This window comes from Kitasatospora sp. CMC57, assembly GCF_045866025.2.
GTDB lineage: Bacteria > Actinomycetota > Actinomycetes > Streptomycetales > Streptomycetaceae > Kitasatospora.
On the sequence record NZ_AP035881.2, the window covers coordinates 1,108,637 to 1,128,692 of the forward strand.

A 20,056-nucleotide genomic window follows, 5' to 3' on the forward strand; every position below is an offset into this window, starting at 1 on the left:
GCCCTGCGGCCTGACGAGCCGCAGCCCGACCGGAGGCCGGTGCTCACCCCGAAGTCAGCTACCGGAAGAGGCACTTGGCTAGACGGTCTGCCACTTCTGGTTGGTCCCGGTGTGACAGGTGTAGAGGATCACCTTCGACGTGGTCAGGTCGAGGTCCAGGCACTTGCCGGACTGGATGCCGCGGATCGTGCCGTCGGAGTAGAAGGCCCACTTCTGGTTGGTGCCGGTGTTGCAGTCGTAGATGTCGACCACGGTGCCGTCGGCCGTGCCCTGGCTGAAGGCGTCCAGGCACTTCGTGCCGTTGTAGGCGGTGATCTGTCCGTTGGCGGTCCGGGTCCACTGCTGGTTGGCGCCGGTGTTGCAGGTGTACCCCTCCACCTGGGTGAGGTTGGCGTGGGTGGCACCGGGGATGTCGAGGCAGCGCTGGGCGCCGGTGTTCTTGAGAGTGCTGGTGGGTGAGCCGGCGCCGAGGCCCCAGGCGTACTCGAGCCGGTCGATCATGGTGGTGTTGCGGGTGCGCAACAACAGGTTGGTGCCGCTGCCCTCCAGGTTGAAGAGGGAGTAGTAGTCGTAGGTGGGCCGCTCGAGGTGCTTGCCGCCGAGGGCGGGCCAGTAGGCGGAGCCCAGGCCGAGGTTGTGGATGCTGTCGGTCATGGCGCGGACGTACCGGACGAAGTCGTTGGTGCTGTTGGCGTCGTGGTAGTTGAGGCCGTCGTCCTGCGGGGCGCCCCATTCGTCCAGGATGGTGCGGGTGGCGCAGCCGCCGATCCGGCCCTTCAGCTCGTCGATCCAGCCCTGGTAGTCGTGGTCGAGGCTGCCGAAGGCGTACAGGTGGGCCGAGAGGTAGGTGCCGTCGAAGCGGCTGTCGGTGCACAGCGGAGCGGTGTAGTCGTTGTAGCCGACGCCGCTGACGACGATCCGCTCGCGCGGGACGGAGGGGCGTTCGGCGATCCAGCCGGCGGCGAAGTTGGCCCAGTCGGTGGCGTTGTAGCCGATCGGCTCGTTCATGATCTCGTAGTGGACGTTGCTGTTTGACGCGTACTTGGCGGTGTAGGCGTTCCACATCGCGTCGAAGGCGGCCTTGTTGGTGACCTTGCCGCCGTTGGTGGCCGCGCCGTCCTCCCAGAAGGAGAGGATCACCTTGAGTCCCTTGGCGGTGGCGGAGTCGACGGCTGCGACGTACGCGTTGCCCCAGGAGGTGCCGGGGTAGGTGAAGGTGTTGATCGGCAGCCGCACGGTGGTGGGGCCGGCCGCGTTGCGCAGCTGGTCGTAGACGACGTCGGCCTTGGCCTTGACGGTCGCGTAGCTGTCGGTCGCGGTCAGGCCCTCGGGGACGACCGGGCCGTTGACGAAGTTGTCGCCTGGACGGGCCCAGTTGACGCCCTTGAACTGGGCGGCGTTCAACTGGGAGTTGTCGGCGGCCTCGGCAGGTGCCGCGGTGGTGAGTACGGCCAGCGGTGCGGCGAGCGCTGCGGCGAGCAGGCAGGCCGGGAGACGGCGGAGGGCGGGGGTCAAGGTCACTGCTTCTCCTTTTCGGGCATGGCGGAGCCGCCGTCCCGGCCCGGATCACGTCGGGGCCGGGACGGCGGAGTTGAGCACGAGGGGACAGGAGCGAACAGGGGGAAAGCTGTGCGGCCAGGGCTACTTGGTCGTGAAGCCCTGCTCCTTGCCGTACTTGAGGGAGGCTTCCTGCCAGGACTTCAGACCGTCCTGGAGCGTCGTGCCGCTGACGTACGCCTGGCCGACGGTGTCCTTGTAGATGCTGTTGGCGTAGGCCTGGTAGGGCAGGTAGGACCAGCCGTTGACGACCTGGGTGGCCGAGTCGGCGAGCACCTCGTTGATCTTCTGGCCGCCGAAGTAGGGGAACTCCTTGTTCTTGAACTCCGGCGAGTTGAGGTGCTTGGTGGTGGCGGGGAACGCGCCGCCGTCGATCCGGATCTGCGCGCCCTCGTCCACCGCCGCGTACTTGAGGAAGGCGTAGGCCAGGGTCTTGTTGCCGCTGGCCTTGGTGATGGCCATCGAGCTGCCGCCGTTCTCGGAGGTCCTGGGCATCCCGCCGCCCTCCCACTGCGGCATGGGCGCCACCCGCCACTTGCCCGCTCCGGCCTTGACCCCCGACTCGAGGTTGGAGGGCATCCAGGCTCCGATCACCAGGGTGGCGATGCTGCCGTCACCGAGGCCCTTGTACCACTCGTCGCTCCAGGAGGTGACCGGGGCGAGGAGCTTGTCGCTGACCAGCGGCTGCCAGGTGTCGGCGAACTTCTTGCTGCCCGGCTCGGAGAAGTCCACGCCCACCTTCGTGCCGTCGACCGTGTAGGGCTTGCCACCCGCCTGCCAGATCATGCTGGTGGTGAAGCCCGCGTCGCCGGTGTCGTTGGTGATGTACGCCTTCGGGTCGGCCGCGTGCAGCTTCCTGGCCGCCGCCGCGTACTCCTCCCAGGTCGTCGGCACCTTGATCTGGTACTTGTCGAAGACGTCCTTGTTGTAGAAGAGGGCCATCGGACCGGAGTCCAGCGGCATGCCGTACACCTTGTCGGTCCCGGCCTTCACGGCGTTCGAGGGCCCGGGGGTGAAGCTGCCGTCCAGCTTGTCCACGCCCAGCTCGCGCAGGTCGGTGAGGGACTTGCCGAGGGCGAACTGCGGCAGGGCGTAGTACTCGAGCTGGGCGATGTCCGGGACGCCCTTGCCCGCCTTGACCGCGTTCTGCAGCGCGGTGTACTCGTCGTTGTTGGTCCCCGCGTTGACGACGTTGACCTTGACCTTCGGGTACTTGGCCTCGAAGCCGGCGGCGGCCTTCTTCACCAGGCCGTCCCAGGACCAGACCGTGATGCTGCCACCGGCGTTCAGCGCGGCTTCGAGGTCCGCCTCGGACAGGACCTTGGCGGTGCCGGAGTCGGCCGAACCGGAGGACCCGCAGGCGCCGACGGTGAGCGACAGCGACAGGGCGACGCCGCAGAGGAGGGCTTGACGCCGGGATATCGCCATGGAGGGTTCCCTTTCTCGGGGATGTTGCGTGGTGCCTTGCGGTGCCTGGGGGGCATCGTGATGGTTACGTAAACATCAGCCTCACAGAAGGCCCTTGCACGGGTTTCGTCGCTGTGATGTTTACGTAAACTTACGTTGCGATACCGTGGCACCCGCTCCGGCGGCCAGTCAAGGCGTCCGGCGCAGAAACTTCCGCACCGCGGAGTCGCGGAGCAGGACAGGAGAGGTGGTGACGAGGTTGAGCGAGCAGGCGGTTCCGCCCGTCGGCGGCGCGCAGCGGGGCGGCTCGGGGATACCGGGCGGCCGCCGCAAGCAGCGCGTCTCGATGGCGGACGTGGCCAAGCTGGCGGGCGTGTCCTCGCAGACGGTCTCCCGGGTGGCCAACGGCCACTCCGGCGTGATCGGCACCACCCGCGAACAGGTGCTCGCGGCCATGGACGAGCTGGGCTACCGCCCCAACAGCGCCGCGCGTGCCCTGCGGTACGGCCGATTCAACACCATCGGGGTCATCCTGCTCACGCTGAACACCGTCGGCCACAGTGCCACGGTCGACGCGATCGCCACCCAGGCCGCCACCGAGGGGTACGCGGTCACCGTGATGCCGATCGACGTGCCCACCCAGGACAACGTGCTGGGCGCGTTCACCAGGATGGGCGAGCTCGCCGTCGACGCGGTGATCGTCTTCATAGAGGTCCACCTGCTCGACGCGGGCACCGTCACGCTGCCGCGCGGCGTCCCGGTCGTGGTGGTGGACTCCGATGCCGGGGACCGCTACCAGGTGGTGGACAACGACCAGGCGGGCGGCGCCCGCCTGGCGGTGCGTCATCTGCTCGACCTCGGCCACGAGACCGTCTGGCACCTGGCCGGCCCCGACCAGTCGTACGCCAGTCAGAGCCGGGCCCGGTCCTGGCGGGCCACCCTGGAGGAGGCCGGGCGGCCGGTGCCCGAGCCGCTCCGGGGCGACTGGTCGGCCACCTCCGGGTACGAGGCGGGTCTGGTGCTCGCCGAAGTGCCGGGCTGCACCGCCGTGTTCGCGGCCAACGACCAGATGGCGCTGGGGCTGTTGCGGGCCTTCCACGAGCGGGGCAGGTCCGTGCCCGGCGACATCAGCGTGGTCGGCTTCGACGGCGTGCCGGAGGCCGCGCACTTCCTGCCGCCGCTGACCACGGTTCACCAGGACTTCCGCGAGGTGGGCCGCCGGAGCGTCCTTGAGGCGCTGCGGCAGATCCGCGAGGGTGCGGCCGCGCAGCCCGGGACGGATCTGGTGCCCACCGAGCTGGTGGTCCGCAACAGCACAGCGCCGCCGCCGCGCTGACGGGTCGGTGCCCCGGCTATTGACCGGATTCGCCGTGCGGGGTAAACATCTCGCACACCGTGTTTACGTAAACATCCTCCGGGCGGGGCGTCGTGACCAGCCGGGACGGCCGCGTCACGGTCTCCACCCGGGAGCCGCCCGCGAGGCGAGCACGAGCGAGGGAACGCCATGGCAGCACAGCAATCGACGGCCCCGGCCCGACGGGGCCGACGTTCCTGGGCGGGCTGGGGGTTCATGGCACCGTTCGCCCTCGTCTTCGCCCTGGTCTTCCTCGCCCCGATCGTCTACTCGATCCAGCTGAGCCTCTTCCAGGACCGGCTGATCGGCGGCACCACCTTCGTGGGCCTGGACAACTACCAACGCGCTTTGCAGGACCCGCAGTTCTGGGAGGGCCTGGGGCGGGTGGCGCTCTTCCTGGCCGTCCAGGTCCCGGTGATGCTGGGCATCGCCCTGTTCGTGGCGCTGGCCCTGGACAGCGGCCGGCTGTACGGCACCGGCTTCCTGCGGGTCTCGGTCTTCCTGCCCTACGCCGTACCCGCCGTGGTCGCCGCCCTGATGTGGGGCTTCCTGTACGGCACCCGCTTCGGCCTGGTCGGCGACCTCAACGAGGCCCTGGGCGTCACGCTGCCCGACCCGCTCTCACCGCAGCTGGTGCTGGCCGCCATCGGCAACGTGGTCACCTGGGAGTTCGTGGGCTACAACATGCTCATCTTCTACTCCGCGCTGCGGGTCATCCCGCACTCGCTGTACGAGGCCGCCGAGATCGACGGCGCCGGGCAGTGGCGGATCGTCGCCGCCATCAAACTCCCGGCGATCCGGGGCGCCCTGGTCATCGCCACCATCTTCTCGATCATCGGCAGCTTCCAGCTCTTCAACGAGCCGAGCATCCTGCAGAGCCTGGCGCCGAACGCGATCACCACCTCGTACACCCCCAACCTCTACACGTACTCGCTGTCGTTCACCGGACAGCAGCACGACTACGCCGCGACCGTCGCCATCGTCATGGGCCTGATCACCATGGTGATCGCCTACGTCGTCCAGCTGCGCGGCATGCGAAAGGCAGCGTGACGCGCATGACCAGCTCCACGACCGCCCCCGCCCGCAGCCGGCCGCGGACGCCCTCGCCCGCCGGGCTGCGCCCACCCCGGCGGCGGCACGGCCCGGCCCGGCCCCGCCGCAGTGTCCTGCTGACCGTGCTCACCTGGCTGGTGGTGCTGTACGCGCTGCTGCCGCTGGCCTGGCTGGTCATCAGTGCCACCAAGACCCAGGCGGGACTGGCCAGTTCGTTCGGCCTCTGGTTCGGCGACGACTTCGCGCTCTGGGACAACATCGTCCAGACCTTCAGCTACGACGGCGGGGTCTTCGGCCGCTGGCTGCTGAACACCCTGCTGTACGTCGTGCTGGGCGCGGGCGGCGCGACCCTGCTGGCCGTCCTCGGTGGCTACGCCCTGGCCAAGTTCGACTTCCCCGGCAGGCGCGCGGTCTTCGCCGTCGTGATCGGCGCGGTCGCTGTACCCGGCACCGCGCTGGCGGTCCCGACCTTCCTGATGTTCAGCTCGATGGGACTGACCGACACCCCCTGGGCCGTGATCATCCCCTCGCTGGTCTCACCGTTCGGCCTCTACCTGATGTGGGTCTTCGCGACCGAGGCCATCCCCGCCGAGCTGATGGAGGCGGCCCGCGTCGACGGCGCCGGTGAGCTGCGCACCTTCGTCCAGGTCTGCCTGCCGCTGCTGGCGCCCGGCATGGTGACGGTGCTGCTGTTCACGATGGTGCAGACCTGGAACAACTACTTCCTGCCACTGATCATGCTCAAGAACGCGGACTGGTACCCGCTGACCCTGGGCCTCAACCATTGGAACGCCCAGGCCCGCACCGCCGGTGGCGAGCCCGTCTTCCACCTGGTGATCACCGGTTCGCTGCTCACCATCGTCCCGCTGGTCGCAGCCTTCCTGCTGCTGCAGAAGCACTGGCAGTCCGGCCTGGCGGCGGGCAGCGTCAAGGAGTAGCCGCCCATCCGTTCATGACCCCACGCTCCGACCGAGACAAGGTAGTTGATGACCCGCACGCCCCTGTTCCAGCTGCTCGCGACGGCCGACGGCGCCCTCCCCCGGCTCGGCTTCGGCGCCGACTACAACCCCGAGCAGTGGCCCAGAGAGGTCTGGGAGGAGGACATCCGGCTGATGCGGCAGGCCGGGGTCAACATCGTCTCGCTCGCGATCTTCTCCTGGGCCCGCATTCAACCCGAACCCGACACCTGGGACTTCGGCTGGCTCGACGAGATCATGGACCTGCTGCACACCCACGGCGTCGCCGTCGACCTCGCCACCGCCACCGCCTCACCACCACCGTGGCTGACCACCGCGCACCCGGAGATCCTGCCGGTCACCGCCTCGGGCGAGACCCTCTGGCCGGGGGCCAGGCAGCACTGGCGTCCCACCTCGCCGGTCTTCCGCGAGCACGCCCTCCGGCTGGTGGCCGCCCTGGCCGAACGGTACGCGAGCCACCCCGCCCTGGTGGCCTGGCACATCAGCAACGAACTGGGCTGCCACAACATCTACGACTACTCCGACGACGCCGCGCGCGCCTTCCGGGACTGGCTGCGCACCCGCTACCGCGACCTGGACGCGCTCAACCACGCCTGGGGCACGGCCTTCTGGTCCCAGCGCTACAGCGATTGGGCGCAGATCCTGCCGCCCCGGCTGGCCGCCTCCCACCCCAACCCGACCCAGCAGCTGGACTTCAAGCGGTTCTCCTCCGACGCGCTCAAGGAGCACCTGCGGGCGGAGCGGGCGATCCTGCGCGCGGCCACCCCGGACGTGCCCGTCACCACCAACTTCATGGTGATGGGCGACACCAAGGGCATGAACTACGCCGACTGGGCGGCGGAGGTCGACTTCGTCTCCAACGACCACTACGTCCGCCCCGGACCGCAGAGCCGCGACGAACTCTCCTTCTCGGCCAACCTCACCGGCAACCTCGCCGACGGCCGCCCCTGGTACCTGATGGAGCACTCGACCAGCGCCGTCAACTGGCAACCCGTCAACCTGGCCAAGCGCCAGCGCGAACTGGCCCGCGACTCGCTGCTGCACGTCGCCCACGGCGCCGACGCGGTCTGCTTCTTCCAATGGCGCCAGTCGGTGGCCGGCGCCGAGAAGTACCACTCGGCGATGGTCCCGCACGCCGGTGCCGACAGCGAGTTGTTCCGATCCGTCACCGAACTCGGCCGAGTGCTGGGTGAGTTGTCACCTCTGACCGGCACCCACCGGGAGCCCGCGAAGGTGGCGGTCCTCTTCGACTGGGAGTCCTGGTGGGCGAGCGAACTCGACTCCCATCCCACCTCGCTGCTGGACTACCGCCGCGAGGCCCTCGACTGGTACTCCGCCCTGCTCGCCCTCGGCATCCGCGCCGACGTCGTCACCCAGCACAGTGACCTGGAGCGCTACCGGCTGCTGGTCGCACCCGTCCTGCACGTCGTCCCGGCGGAGCTGGCCGACCGCCTGGCCCGGTACGCCGACCGGGGCGGCCACCTGGTCACCACGTACTTCTCCGGCATCGTGGACCAGCACGACCACATCTGGCTGGGCGGCTACCCCGGCGCGCTGCGCGACCTGCTCGGCATCCGGATCGAGGAGTTCGGACCACTGCTGGAGGGCGACAGCGTGCTCCTGGACGACGGCCTGACCGGCACCCTGTGGACCGACCGCGTCACCGTGACCGACCCCGCCACCGAGGTCCTGGCCCACTACCGCTCCGGCGAGTACACCGGCAGGCCGGCCCTCACCCGCCGGGCGGCCGGCGAGGGATCGGCCGCCTACGTCTCCACGAGGCTCGGCCCCGACGGGCTCGCCCGGGTGCTGCCCGGCCTGCTCGACCACGCCGGCGTACGCAGCGAACTCCCCGAAACCGCCTGCGGCCGCGTGGAGTTGGCCGTCCGGGCCGACGCCGGACACCGCTACCTGTTCCTGGTCAACCGCACCGACGAGGCGGTGCCCGTCCCCGGCCTCACCGGCGACCCGCTCACCGGCCATCACCTCGAACCGGACGGGCTGCTGCTCGGTCCGCGCGAGGTGGCCGTGCTGCGCGCGCCGTCGACGCGGGCACCGTCGAGCTGAGACGGCCCGCCGTCGGGGGTCAGGCACAGTGGGTCAGGCGTACTGGGTCAGGTCGATCGCGTGGATGCTCAGGCGGTGGCCGGTAACCGGGTCGGTGGTCTCGTGGTCGAGCTCCATGCCGAGCTTGCGCATGACGTTCTCGGAGGCTTCGTGGCCGACCCGGGCGATGCTGATCACGCGGTCGAGGGCGCGGTCCTCGACCGCGAACTCCAGTGCCGCGTGGGCGGCTTCGGAGGCATAGCCCTGTCCCCAGAAGTGCCGACCGAGCCGCCAGCTGATCTCCACGGCGGGCAGCACCTCGGGCAGGTGCCACGGCATCGAGAGCCCCGCGAAGCCCGCCAGCTCGCCCGAGCCGAGCAGCTCGACGGCGAACAGGCCGAAGCCCTCGTCGTCCCAGCCGTCCTCCCAGCGCTCGATAGCCTCCGCAGTCTGCTCCAGGTCGAGCACGGAGCCGTCGCCGATCCACTCCATGACCACCGGGTCGGCGTTGATCTCGGCCATCGGCGCGAGGTCGTACTCGGTCCAGCGACGGAGCAGGAGTCGGGGCGTGCGAATCTCGGTCATACCCCCATCCTGTCGAACCCGGGGCCGATCCGGTAATCGGTGGCGGGTCAGCCGGCCGGGGCGGGGGCGACCCGGCAGACCGGGCAACGCTCCCGGCCGTCCCAGGCCGACCAACCGAAGACGGCCGGGGTGAGCGCCCTGCCCTCCAGCTCCGCCCGGACCGCGACCCGGTAGGCCCAGACCGCCTCGATGTACGGGTGATAGGCGTCGTGGAAGGCGGTGGAGGACTGGGGTGCGCCGTCGGCCACCACTCGGCGCAGGGCCCGCAGCTGCTCGAACATCCGCTGGCCCGCACCGGCCACCGGTTCGCTGGCGTCGATGTACAGCCGCTCGCGCACGTCGTAGAGCCCGGCGTCGACCAGGACGGCCCGGCTGGCCTCCTCCGCCTGTCCGGCCAGGCCCGGGTCGGCCGAGTTCCGGGCGAGCCGGACCAGCTCGGCGTGCGCGGTGCTCGCGGCGGCGATGAAGGCGGTGTACACCTCCCGCCGGCGGGCGCCGAGACCACGGTCGTCCTCGTGCCGGTTGCGCAGTCGATCGGCCAGCACCGTGCCGGATATCGCGATCACGGCGCCGCCCAGCGTCGCGACCAGAGTCCCCCACTCCACCTGTACTGCTCCCCCTGCCGGCCGACGGTGCTGGCACCGTAGCACCCGACTCCGGGGGCGGTGCGGGCAAGCCGATCGCGGGCTGCGTCGCCGCTAGGCCCTGTCCGGGCGATCTTGTCGGATCAGCGTGCGGTGTCGGGCGCCCGGCTGGGTGTGCGGCCGGAACGGCCTCGTACTGGTTCGTACTTGGGCATTTCGGCCGCGCGTCCGGCCGGGCTGTGACATCAGCCGCCGGCGCGGCGGGTCCGACGTCGCACGCCCGACAAGATCGCCCGGACAGGGCCTAGTCGGCCGCGCGCGGGGCCCCGGGAGCACCCAGGGTGCCCGTCGGGTTGAGGTCGACGCCCAACTCGCTTATCAGGAAGCCCGCGTGGAGCCTGCTGCGGGCGCCGAGCTTGTCCATGATGTCGGAGACGTGGCGCTGGCAGGTGCGCAGCGACATCCCCATCCGGCGGGCGATCGCCCGGTCCTCCAGGCCCTGGACCAGCAGTCGGACGATGGAGAGCTTCATGTCCTCGGAGATCGCCAGCACCCGCTCCTGGCTGTAGTTCTCCGGGAAGGGCGTGGCGCTGGTCCAGGCGCGCTCGAAGGCGCCGATGGCGAAGTCGACCAGGCTGGGGTCGCGGAGCAGCAGGCAGCCGGTGTCGCTGTCGCGCATCGCGATCACGGCGGCCGACTGGTCGAAGGCCAGCATCCGCATGAAGCCGTCGCCGAGCGTGCGGATCTCGGCACCGATCCGGGACACGTGGTCGACGTACTCCACCGTCACCGTGCTGAACTGGGCGGTGTGCTGGTACAGGGTCCGCATCCGGACCCCCCGTCTCAGTACCCGCTCGGTCTTCTCCAGCGACTCCTTCAGTACGTCGTCCCTGCGGGCGCCGCCCGGCTGGGAGGTGAGGATCTCGTGCTCGGCCCGGTCGGCCAGTTCGGTGATGACCGCGCGAACGCTGTCCAGGTCGGTCAGTCGCTGGACGCCACCGGAGTCGCCCGGGGTGAAGCGGGCCTGCTCGTAAATGTTCTGAAAGACCGTCAGCCGCTCCCTGGTCGCCTCGACCTCGCGGCGGCGCTCCTCGATCTCCTGGAGCACCGGCGCCAGCAGCTCGATCGCCGCCGCCTCCGGCACCCCCGCCACCACCATGCCGAGGCGGGTGGCCGAGCGCTTGAGCAGCCGGAGCTCCAGCAGCCGGTCGACCCGGGCCGGACCGGCCGGACCGGCCCGCAGCTCGTCGCCGTCCACCTGCTGCCGCTCGACCACGTACTGGAACAACTCCAGCTCCTCCTGGCCGAGTTGGCCCAATAACGAGGAGATGCCAGGTGCCACGGCGCCCAAGTCCACAGTCCCATCCAGGTCGAATGTGTATGCGAGGAAAGCGTCCGCAATCGTAACGCGCGGCGGGCACACCAGCACCTGATCCACCCCCCAGATCCTTCACTTCGCAAGCACATCGGGATCCCTCTGTCCGACTATGTCAGGTATGGACCCCTCGTGTCTGCGTCATGGCGTACTCACGACCCCTTGGGGGGCCTTACCCGCCATTCCCCCGGGCGGCAGACTCGGCCTGTCGGGAAAACCCGGAGAGCACCCGGATTCTGGAGGGGAAACCATGGACCGCAAGATTCTCACCACCGCCGCCGTATTCGTCGCCGCCACCGTCACCGCGCTGACCGCCACCCTGTCGGCAGGCTCGGCCGTCGCCGGGTCGGTCGCCGACGGTGGCACCCAGACCCCCGCCGTCACGAGCCTGCCGTCGCCCAGCCCGACCGCCGCTGACCTGGGCTGGGGCTGATCCGTCCGGTCGGACTCGGACCACGCCGGACGGCCACCCCACCCGGGCGGCCCTGGCGCCGGCGGACGGCTCGGCACACCCGGCCGAGCGGGAGTAGGGGTACACCCCTGGAACCCCACTATTACCGCCGGACCCGCAGGAAACAATCATTTCCGGACAGAGAGACGTGGTGAACGGAAACCGTGGACGAAGCGATGATTTCCGTCCGATTCTCCGGGCTGCTCCGGGAATTCCGCAGGAAGTCGGGGCTCACCCAGCAGGAGCTGGCCGACCTCTCCGCGCTGAGCGTGCGGGCGGTACGGGACCTGGAGTCGGGCCGGGTGCACCGGCCGCGCCGGGAGACCGTCCGGCTGCTGGCCTCCACCCTGCGCCTGGAGGGCGCCCGACGGGCCGCGTTCGAGGACGCCGCAGCGGCTGAGCACACCGAACCGGCCACCCCCGTGGGCCCGTTCACCATGCTCGGCCGGGCCGACGAGGTGCGGGCCCTGCTGGAACTGCTGCGCTCCGGCGGCCAGCGGCTGATCTCGCTCACCGGCCTTCCCGGCGTCGGCAAGACCCGGCTCGCCACCGAGGTCGCCGAACAACTCCGGGCGGGCGGCTGGCAGATCTGCTGGCACCCGAGTGCCCGCCCGTTCGCCGGCGACGCCCTGCTGGTGCTGGACGGCGCCGCGCCGAGCGATCCCGGCATCGGCGAACTCCTCCGCAGGCACCCGGGCCTACGAGTCCTGGCGACCGCCACCGGACCGCTCGGAGTGCCGGGCGAACGGGTCATGCCGCTGGCCCCGCTGGCCGCTCCCCCGCCCGCACCTGGCGCCGACCCGGCCGCGCTGCTCCGGCAGGACGCCGTACAGCTCTTCCTCTCGCACGTCCGCCGGGTCCGGCCCGGCTACCAGCTCGCTCCGGGTGAGGTGGCCGTGGTGGCCGAGCTCTGCCGACGGCTCGACGGGCTGCCGGCCGCGATCGAGCACGCCGCCGACTGGTGCCTGATCCACCCGCCGCACCGGCTGCTCGCCTGGGCCAGGGAGGATCCGCTGGCGGTGGCCTGCTCCCCGGTCTCCGACGGCACCGGGCCCGACCTGCGTACCGCCGTGCACACGGCGACCGACGAACTCGGTCCGGGTCCGAGCCAGTTGCTCCGGTTGCTGGCCGCCAGCGGCCGTCCCCGGACCTTCGAGGAGATCGTCGGCTACGTCGGCAGGCCGGCCGCCGAGGTGGCCAGGGGTGTGCACGCCCTGCTGCTGCGCGGCCTGATCCGCAGCGCCGCCGGTGGCGTCGAGTGCTTCACCGTGCCCGGCCTGGTCCGCCGAACCCTCGCCGAACTGCCGTCACCTGCCGTCCGGTTGCTCGCCGCCGTCTGACGCCGGGCGGCGAGGGAGCGGCAGACTCCGAACCGCCGCTCTGCTGCCGGTCCCAACTGCCTGGCCCGCCCGGCTCGGCTGCCTAGCCTCTGCTGCTGGCGCCACCACCGGAGCGCCTCCGCCGACCGGGCCGGTGCCCGCACCCCCGCAACCGCACCCGCGTCTCGGCGAGCCCACCACCACCCCTGTGAGAGTCGATCATGGAGCTGGACAATCACCCCTGCCCACCCGCCCTCGGGCCGGGCGCCCCTGGCCTGGACGTCGTGGTCACCAGTGTGGCCTCCGACGCGCACACCTGGAACCTGATCTACCTCCAGCTCCTGCTGGAGGAGCTCGGCCACCGGGTGACCAACCTCGGCTCCTGCGTGCCGGACCAGCTGATGGTCGACGAGTGCCGGACCCGCCGCCCCGACCTGATCGTCCTCTCCACCGTCAACGGCCACGGCCTGAACGACGGCCGCCGGGTGATCGGACAGCTGCGGGACTGCCCCGAGCTGCACACCACCCCGATCGTCATCGGCGGCAAGCTCGGCATCTCCGGCGCCGAACAGGGATCGCCCGTCAGCGAGTTGGTCGACGCGGGCTTCGACGCGGTGTTCGAGGACAGCGCGGGCATCGTCGGCTTCCACGACTTCGTCCGGGCCCTGCCGGCCGGCCGTCGGGCGCTGCCGACCGGGAGTGTCCGATGACCCCGCCCGTACTGCCCGCAGGTTCGTTCGGCGGCTTTGTGCAGGCCGCCCGCCGCTCCGGCCACCTGGTGGTGCAGCCCCGGATGGGGATGAGCGACCCCTACCTGATGCGCGAGGGGCTGCTCGCCACCCGGCGGGCCGACGCCAGCACCGTCGGCACTATCACGCTGGACAGCTACACCCGGGTCGGCGACCACGAGGCGGCCCGGCGTGCGCTGGCCGACGGCGTGCCGCTGAACGGCTACCCGATCGTGGCGTACAGCACCGCCACCACCCGGGCCGTCACCGACGGCATCGCGGGCACCGGCTTCCCGGTCCAGGTCCGGCACGGTTCGGCCGCCCCCCAGGACATCCTGGAAGCCGTGGTGGCGGCCGGGCTGACGGCCAGTGAGGGCGGTCCGATCTCGTACTGCCTGCCGTACAGCCGGACGCCGATCGAGCAGTCGGTGGCCAACTGGGAGGCCAGCTGCGCCATCCTGGCCCGACTGCGCGAGCACGGGGCCGAACCGCACCTGGAGACCTTCGGCGGCTGCATGATGGGCCAACTCGCGCCGCCCGGGCTGCTGGTGGCGATCAGCGTGCTGGAGGCGCTGTTCTTCCGCCAGCACGGCCTGCGCAGCGTCTCGCTGAGCTACGCGCAGCAGACCCACCCGGCCCAGGACGAGGAGGCGGTCACCGCCCTCGGCCGGATCGCCGCCTCGCTGCTCGGCGACCTGGACTGGCACATCGTCATCTACGCCTACATGGGCGTCTACCCACGCACCCCCGGCGGCGCCCGGCTGCTGCTGGAGGAGGCGGCCAGGCTCGCCGTGCGCACCGGCGCGGCCAGGCTGATCGTGAAGACCTCCGCCGAGGCGCACCGGATCCCGACCATCGCCGAGAACGTCACTGCCCTGGAGGCCGCCGCCCGCGCCTCCGAGCAGGTCAGGCCCACCGCGAGCGTCCAGGACACCGGCATCCACCAGGAGGCGCTGGCGCTGGTGCAGGCGGTGCTGGACCTGGACCAGGACCTCGGCCGCGCCCTCACCAAGGCGTTCGCGCTCGGGATCCTGGACGTCCCGTACTGCCTGCACCCCGACAACGCGGGCCGGGCCCGCAGCTACCTCGACTCGGCCGGACGGCTGCACTGGTCCGACACCGGAGCGATGCCGGTGCGCGGCACCGGGCGCGGCATCGGCCGGATGACCTCGGCCGGCCTGCTCGGCTCGCTCTCATACGTCCAGCAGCGGTTCGACCGGCTCGCGGTCGAGACCGCGGGAATACGCCAACTCACCACCCCCGCCCCGCAGAAGGAGTACGCCCGATGACCACCACCGCCGACGCCCCGACCACCCGGGAGCTGCTGCTCCCGCCGACCGACCCCCGGCAGCACCTCACCTCACCGACCACCCGTACGGTGCTCAGGCTCCAGCAGCACATGCTGGCTGCGGCCCGGGAGTACCTGACCGGCGCCGGGTTCGCCGAGATGCTGCCGCCGATCATCGGCCCGGTCACCGACCCCGGCGGGCGCGGCTCCAAGCAGGTGGACGTCGACTTCTACGGCCACAAGTACAAGCTGATGACCAGTGCGATCCTCTACAAGCAGGCCTCCCTGCTGGCCTTCCCGAAGATCTTCTGCATCGCGCCGAACGTCCGCCTGGAGCCGCTGGAGACCGCCAACACCAGCCGCCACCTGGCCGAGTTCCACCAGATCGACGTGGAGATGGCCGGGGCCTCCCGGGACCAGATCACCGCCGTACTGGAGGAGCTGGTCCGGCACATCGTCTCCCGGGTGGTCACCGACCTGCCCGCCGAGTTCGCCGCGCTGGGCCGGGACACCTCGGTCTTCACCGCCCTGCTGAAGCAGGCCTTCGGCCGCCGTACCCACGCGGAGGCGGTGGCCGAGCTGATCGGCCTCGGCCACCCGCAGAACCCGGACGCCGAGATCGACTGGGAGGGCGAGGCACTGCTCTCCGGCCGCTCCGCCCAGCCGTTCTTCGTCACCGACTACCCGAAGGGCTCGCGCGGCTTCTACGACCGGGAGAGTGCCCAGGACCCGGGCGTGCTGCGGAACTTCGACCTGCTGGCGCCCGAGGGCTACGGCGAGCTGTGCAGCGGGAGCGAGCGGGAGTACGACTACGCCCGGATCGTCACCCGGATGCGGGAGACCGGCGAGAACCCGGCCAAGTACGGTTGGTACCTCAAGCTGGTCCGCGAGGGCATCCCGGCCAGTGCGGGCTTCGGCATCGGAGTCGAGCGGTTCACCCGCTACCTGGCCGGACTGGACGGTGCCTGGCAGGCCAACGCCTTCCCGAAGCTGCCCGGTGTGGTGTCCCCGTGACCGGGCTGCGCACCCGCGGCCTCCCGGAGCAGGCGATCCGCGAGCGGGCCAGGCTCGGCGCGGCGGCCGCCTTCCCCGCCGACGCGCACTACGGGCAGACCCTGTTCGGCGCGGAGGCCGTCACCGGCGCCGACCAGCTGGACCGACTGCGGATCACCCCGCCGGTGTTCATGCCGCAGCGGCTGGAGAAGCTGATCGAGCTGGGCCGCGAACCGCTGCACACCGACGTCGCGCTGGACACCGTGATCGGCGGCCTGCGCTCCACCCTGCCGCTCTACCTCTCCGCCTTCGGCTCCACCCGGGCGGCCGGTACCGACCAGGTGCTGGCCGCCAGCCGGCAGGCCGGGCGGCTGGGCATCCCGATGGTGATCGGCGAGAACATCGTGCCGATGAGCGGCTACGGCCGCGGCGGCGAGCGGACCCGTCGCACCGCGCTCGGCCGGATCACCGCCTACCTGGACGAACTCCCGGACGGGCTGGGCGGGGTGGCGGTGCAGCAGAGCACCGAGGACGCCGACGCCGAGGTGTGGAACCTGGTCTACAGCGACCCCGCCGCCCAGCCGCTGCTGGAGAGCGGCCGGCTGGCCTTCGAGCTGAAGGTGGGTCAGGGGGCGAAGCCGGGCCTGGGCGGGATGACCGTACTGGACCGGGCCGCCGCCGCCCGGGTGGACGAACAGTACGCGCTGGACGAGGTGTTCGGCCCGGACGCGGACCGGGTGCTGCGGTGCAGCAGCCCCGGCACCTTCACCGAGGAGATCCTGCGCCAGCAGATCCGGCTGATGCGCAACAACTACCCCCGGGTCAAGGTCTGGGTGAAGCTGCACCCCGGCCGGGACGTGGCGCTCGCCGCCGACATCGCCTGGACCGCGGGGGCCGACGCGGTCACCGTGGACGGCGCCGAGGGCGGCACCGGCTGGGCGCCCGTCGCCACCATCGCGCACTCCGGACTGCCGCTCGGCGAGTGCCTGGCCCGGATCGGCCCGCGCGCCGACTGCCTGCTCGCCTCCGGGCGGTTCTGGGAGGGCAGCCGGGTGGTGAAGGCGCTGTCCCTGGGCGCCACCGCCGCCGGTCTGGGCCGGGCCGCCCTGCTGGCCACCGACGAGGACCCGGAGGCGGGCCTGACCAGGCTGGTGGAGTGCCTGGCCCTCGAACTGCGGCTGCTGGTCAGCTCGCTCGGCAAGTACAGCCCCGCCGTCCTCGGTCCCGAGGACGTCTGGCCGACGCCCGAGACCGTACCGCCGCTCCACCGACTCCCGGAGGTCGTCCGTCATGGCTGACACGCTCCCGCGCACCGAGAACGAACCGGTGCCCAAGCGCGCCGACGGGCCGCTCGGACTGAACTACCTGTCCTTCACCGGCGCCATGAGCCTGTCCCAACTCGGCGACTCCGCCTGGTACGTGGCGCTCACCTGGACCCTGATCCGGGACGTCAGCCCGGCGATGACCGGCACCGTCCTGATGCTGGCCGGCCTGCCCCGGCTGATCGGACTGCTCGGCGGCGGAGTGATCGCCGACCGCCACGGACCGCGCCGGGTGATGGTGATCACCGACGTGCTGCGGGGCGCCGTGATGCTGGGCGCCGCGCTGGCGGTGAGTGTGAGCACCCCGTCGGTGCCGATCCTGCTCGGCGCGGCGCTGCTGCTGGCCTTCGTCAGCGCCTTCTTCATCCCCGCCTCGGGCTCGGTGAAGCCGCTCATCCTGGCCGACAAGGACCTGGTCCGGGGCAACGCGCTGTTCGTCTTCGGTCTCCGGGGCGGACAGGCGGTCGGCGGTCCGATCGGCGCCTGGCTGATCGCCCTCGGCGGCGTCCCGCTGGTGGCGGTCGCCAACGCGGTCAGCTTCCTGCTCTCCGCCTTCGCCTCCGCCCGGGTGCGCTACACCCGGGAGCCGGTCGCACCGCCCGCCCCGGCCGCCGAGAAGCCGCCGTTCAAGGAGATGCTGCTGGACGGCCTGCGCTACCTGGGCCGGGAGCGCCGGATCCGGCTGGTGATCCTGGTGATCGCGCTGACCGAACTGGCCTGCGCCCCACCGGTCAACATCGGCCTGGTGCTGCTCTCCAACCGGCTCCACGCGGGCGCCACCGGCGCGGGCCTGCTGCTCACCGGCTACACGGTCGGCGCGGTGGCCAGCTCCGTGGTCACCATGGCCTGGCCGCCCGGCCGGCGCGGCGGTCTCGTGCTGTCGCTCGGGGTCACCGCCTCGGCGGTCTGCCTGACCGCGATGGCCTTCATCGACTCGCTCCCGCTCGGCATGGTGCTGTACGGCGTACTCGGCCTGGTGGCCGGTCAGTTCGGCCTGGTGCTGGTCTCGATGGCGCAGCGCTGGACCGAACCCGCGATGCGCGGCCGGGTGATGTCGGTGCTCTCACTGGCCATCTTCGCCTGTGCCCCGGTGGCCAACGTGGCGGTCGGCACCATGGTGACGCTGCTCGGCTTCTCCACCGCGATGACGGTCTTCGCCGCCTTCGCCGTGGTCGCCGCCCTGATCACGGTCGGCACCCCGAGCCTGCGGGGTGTCCGCCTTGACTGACACCGGGCACCCGGAGACCGGGCACCGCGACCGCAGCACCTCGACCTTCCCCGAACTCCCGGAACTGCAGCGCCAGTTGCGCGACGGACGACTGACCAGCGTGTCGCTCACCCGACGCTGCCTGGACCGGATCGAGCTGGTCGACCCGCTGGTCGGGGCGGTGCTCGCGGTGGACGACAGTGCGCTGGAGCAGGCCGCCCGGTCCGACCGCAGGTACGCCGCCGGGGCCGAGCGCGGCCCGCTGGACGGCATCCCCGTCCTGGTCAAGGACAACATCGACACCGCCGGGCTGGGCGGTACGGCGGGCTCCCGCCTGCTGACCGCGAACCCGCCCCGCCGGGACGCCGGGATCGTCCGGCGGCTGCGGGCGGCGGGCGCGGTGGTGCTCGGCAAGACCAACCTCTCCGAGTGGTCCAACTTCCGCTCCACCCAGGCTACCGAGGGCTGGTCCGGAGCGGGCGGCCAGACCCGCAACCCGTACCGGCTGGACCGCAGCCCCGGCGGCTCCTCGGCCGGCTCGGCGGTGGCGGTCGCCACCGGGATGGCGCCGCTGGCCCTCGGCACCGAGACGGACGGGTCGATCGTCGGCCCGGCCGGGCTGTGCGGGGTGGTCGGGGTGAAACCGGAGACCGGGCTGCTGCCGCTGGACGGCATCGTGCCCATCTCACCGGTCCAGGACACCGTCGGGGTGCTGGCGGCCCGGCTCGGCGACGCCGCCCTCGCGATGGCGGCGCTGACCGGACGGCCCCCGGCCGAACCCGACCCGGCGATGCTGCGGGTCGGCCTCTGGCGGGTCCCCCGGATGCCGGGCGCGGTGGACGCGGTGCTCGACGCCGCGGTGCAGGCACTCCGCGCGGCCGGGGTGGCGGTGGTGCCGGTCGACCTGGCGCTGGACCGGCAGACCGTCGAGGACGGGCTGCTGGCCATGTACGCGGAGTTCCGCCCCGGCCTGGAGACGTACCTGCGCGGGCGTCCCGGCGGCCCGCAGACCCTGGCCGAGCTGATCGAGGGCAACCGGGCCGACCCGGTGGAGCTCTCGCTCTTCGACCAGGACCTGTTCGAGCAGGCCCAGTTGATCGGCGAGGCCGAGCGCGAGAAGGCCGGGCCGGCCCGGCACAGTTCGCGCGAACAGGCCCGCACCCTGCTCGACCGCACCATGCGCAGGTACGGCGTCCAGGCCGTGCTTGCGGCCACCAATGAGCCCGCACCCGTCATCGACTACGAACTCGGCGACCCCGGCACCCCGGGCAGCTCCACGCCCGCCGCCCTGGCCGGCTATCCGAACATCTCGCTACCGGTCGGCCACTTCCGTGAACTCCCGATCGGCCTCTCGGTGTTCGGGCCGCCCACGCTGGAGCGGCTGCTGCCGGTGGCACTCCGGCTGGCCGAGGCCTGCGCCGTCCGGCGCACCCCCGCGCTTCGCTGAGAACGGGCAGCGGAACTGCCGGGCAACTGCCCCGGCTTACTTCCCCGAACGGCCCGGACCCGCCCCTAGCGTTTTCCCCGTCAGCGAATCCGACAAGTCCCAGGAGGACGAGATGAGCAACCCCTTCGAGAACGAGGACGGCCAGTTCCTGGTCCTGGTCAACCACGAGAACCAGCACTCGCTGTGGCCCGCCACCATCGAGGTCCCGGCCGGCTGGACCACCGTGCTGGAGGCCGCCCCCCGGGCCGCCGCCCTGGCCCACATCGAGGAGCACTGGACGGACCTGCGGCCCGCCAGCCTGATCGCGGCCGGCCCGACCACCCAGAGCTCCTGACCGTCATTCATCCGCACGAGGGCGGGACC

18 protein-coding genes are annotated in these 20,056 nt (G+C 71.5%); 13 read left to right on the forward strand and 5 right to left on the reverse strand.

What is annotated here, in order from left to right:
- Positions 1 to 78: 78 nt before the first annotated feature.
- Both ACKUU6_RS05180 and ACKUU6_RS05185 read right to left on the reverse strand, forming a co-directional pair.
- Positions 79 to 1,521, reverse strand: a complete 1,443-nt coding sequence (locus tag ACKUU6_RS05180) for a ricin-type beta-trefoil lectin domain protein (RefSeq protein ID WP_407987246.1) — start codon at positions 1,519 to 1,521, stop codon at positions 79 to 81.
- A gap of 120 nt (positions 1,522 to 1,641) precedes the next feature.
- Positions 1,642 to 2,985 (reverse strand): ABC transporter substrate-binding protein, encoded by a 1,344-nt coding sequence (locus tag ACKUU6_RS05185; RefSeq protein WP_407987247.1) that lies wholly within the window; start codon positions 2,983 to 2,985, stop codon positions 1,642 to 1,644.
- 325 nt (positions 2,986 to 3,310) lie between these two features.
- On the opposite strand from ACKUU6_RS05185, the gene ACKUU6_RS05190 reads away from it, so the two are divergent.
- The 4 genes from ACKUU6_RS05190 (at position 3,311) to ACKUU6_RS05205 (ending at position 8,415) form a co-directional block, all read left to right on the forward strand.
- The gene (locus ACKUU6_RS05190) at positions 3,311 to 4,300 is read left to right on the forward strand and encodes a LacI family DNA-binding transcriptional regulator (protein WP_407992045.1); all 990 of its coding nucleotides are present in this window, start codon (positions 3,311 to 3,313) and stop codon (positions 4,298 to 4,300) included.
- A gap of 168 nt (positions 4,301 to 4,468) precedes the next feature.
- Entirely contained in the window at positions 4,469 to 5,368 is a 900-nt protein-coding gene (locus ACKUU6_RS05195) for a carbohydrate ABC transporter permease (protein WP_407987248.1), read from the forward strand.
- Between the two features lie 5 nt (positions 5,369 to 5,373).
- Positions 5,374 to 6,309, forward strand: coding sequence for a carbohydrate ABC transporter permease (locus ACKUU6_RS05200; RefSeq protein ID WP_407987249.1), 936 nt, complete (start codon positions 5,374 to 5,376; stop codon positions 6,307 to 6,309).
- A 48-nt stretch (positions 6,310 to 6,357) separates the two neighbouring features.
- Positions 6,358 to 8,415, forward strand: a complete 2,058-nt coding sequence (locus ACKUU6_RS05205; RefSeq protein WP_407987250.1) for a beta-galactosidase — start codon at positions 6,358 to 6,360, stop codon at positions 8,413 to 8,415.
- Between the two features lie 33 nt (positions 8,416 to 8,448).
- On the opposite strand, the gene ACKUU6_RS05210 is transcribed toward ACKUU6_RS05205, so the two are convergent.
- The 3 genes from ACKUU6_RS05210 to ACKUU6_RS05220 all read right to left on the reverse strand — a co-directional run bounded on the left by ACKUU6_RS05210 (position 8,449) and on the right by ACKUU6_RS05220 (position 10,905).
- A complete protein-coding gene (locus tag ACKUU6_RS05210) occupies positions 8,449 to 8,979 on the reverse strand; it encodes a GNAT family N-acetyltransferase (RefSeq protein ID WP_407987251.1) in 531 nt (176 codons plus the stop codon).
- A 47-nt stretch (positions 8,980 to 9,026) separates the two neighbouring features.
- Complete coding sequence (locus ACKUU6_RS05215; protein WP_407987252.1) at positions 9,027 to 9,584, reverse strand: CchlQ; 558 nt, start codon at positions 9,582 to 9,584, stop codon at positions 9,027 to 9,029.
- 283 nt (positions 9,585 to 9,867) lie between these two features.
- Positions 9,868 to 10,905, reverse strand: a complete 1,038-nt coding sequence (locus ACKUU6_RS05220) for a helix-turn-helix transcriptional regulator (RefSeq protein WP_407987253.1) — start codon at positions 10,903 to 10,905, stop codon at positions 9,868 to 9,870.
- Between the two features lie 283 nt (positions 10,906 to 11,188).
- Here ACKUU6_RS05220 and ACKUU6_RS05225 point away from each other — a divergent pair, with 283 nt between their 5' ends.
- The 9 genes from ACKUU6_RS05225 (at position 11,189) to ACKUU6_RS05265 (ending at position 20,027) form a co-directional block, all read left to right on the forward strand.
- The gene (locus ACKUU6_RS05225) at positions 11,189 to 11,371 is read left to right on the forward strand and encodes a hypothetical protein (RefSeq protein ID WP_407987255.1); all 183 of its coding nucleotides are present in this window, start codon (positions 11,189 to 11,191) and stop codon (positions 11,369 to 11,371) included.
- Between the two features lie 194 nt (positions 11,372 to 11,565).
- Complete coding sequence (locus tag ACKUU6_RS05230; protein ID WP_407987257.1) at positions 11,566 to 12,729, forward strand: helix-turn-helix domain-containing protein; 1,164 nt, start codon at positions 11,566 to 11,568, stop codon at positions 12,727 to 12,729.
- A gap of 200 nt (positions 12,730 to 12,929) precedes the next feature.
- On the forward strand, positions 12,930 to 13,418 hold the full coding sequence (locus ACKUU6_RS05235; protein ID WP_407987258.1) for a cobalamin B12-binding domain-containing protein: 489 nt from the start codon (positions 12,930 to 12,932) through the stop codon (positions 13,416 to 13,418).
- On the forward strand, positions 13,415 to 14,725 hold the full coding sequence (locus ACKUU6_RS05240; protein WP_407987259.1) for a methylaspartate mutase: 1,311 nt from the start codon (positions 13,415 to 13,417) through the stop codon (positions 14,723 to 14,725). The genes ACKUU6_RS05235 and ACKUU6_RS05240 overlap by 4 nt, the downstream gene beginning before the upstream one ends.
- A complete protein-coding gene (locus ACKUU6_RS05245; RefSeq protein WP_407987260.1) occupies positions 14,722 to 15,738 on the forward strand; it encodes an asparagine synthetase A in 1,017 nt (338 codons plus the stop codon). Before ACKUU6_RS05240 ends, ACKUU6_RS05245 begins: the two co-directional genes overlap by 4 nt.
- Positions 15,735 to 17,015 (forward strand): glutamate synthase-related protein, encoded by a 1,281-nt coding sequence (locus tag ACKUU6_RS05250; protein ID WP_407987261.1) that lies wholly within the window; start codon positions 15,735 to 15,737, stop codon positions 17,013 to 17,015. Before ACKUU6_RS05245 ends, ACKUU6_RS05250 begins: the two co-directional genes overlap by 4 nt.
- On the forward strand, positions 17,008 to 18,267 hold the full coding sequence (locus ACKUU6_RS05255) for an MFS transporter (RefSeq protein WP_407987262.1): 1,260 nt from the start codon (positions 17,008 to 17,010) through the stop codon (positions 18,265 to 18,267). The genes ACKUU6_RS05250 and ACKUU6_RS05255 overlap by 8 nt, the downstream gene beginning before the upstream one ends.
- The gene (locus tag ACKUU6_RS05260; RefSeq protein WP_407987263.1) at positions 18,260 to 19,693 is read left to right on the forward strand and encodes an amidase family protein; all 1,434 of its coding nucleotides are present in this window, start codon (positions 18,260 to 18,262) and stop codon (positions 19,691 to 19,693) included. The genes ACKUU6_RS05255 and ACKUU6_RS05260 overlap by 8 nt, the downstream gene beginning before the upstream one ends.
- Positions 19,694 to 19,805: 112 nt before the next feature.
- Positions 19,806 to 20,027 (forward strand): MbtH family protein, encoded by a 222-nt coding sequence (locus tag ACKUU6_RS05265; RefSeq protein WP_407987264.1) that lies wholly within the window; start codon positions 19,806 to 19,808, stop codon positions 20,025 to 20,027.
- Positions 20,028 to 20,056 lie beyond the last annotated feature (29 nt).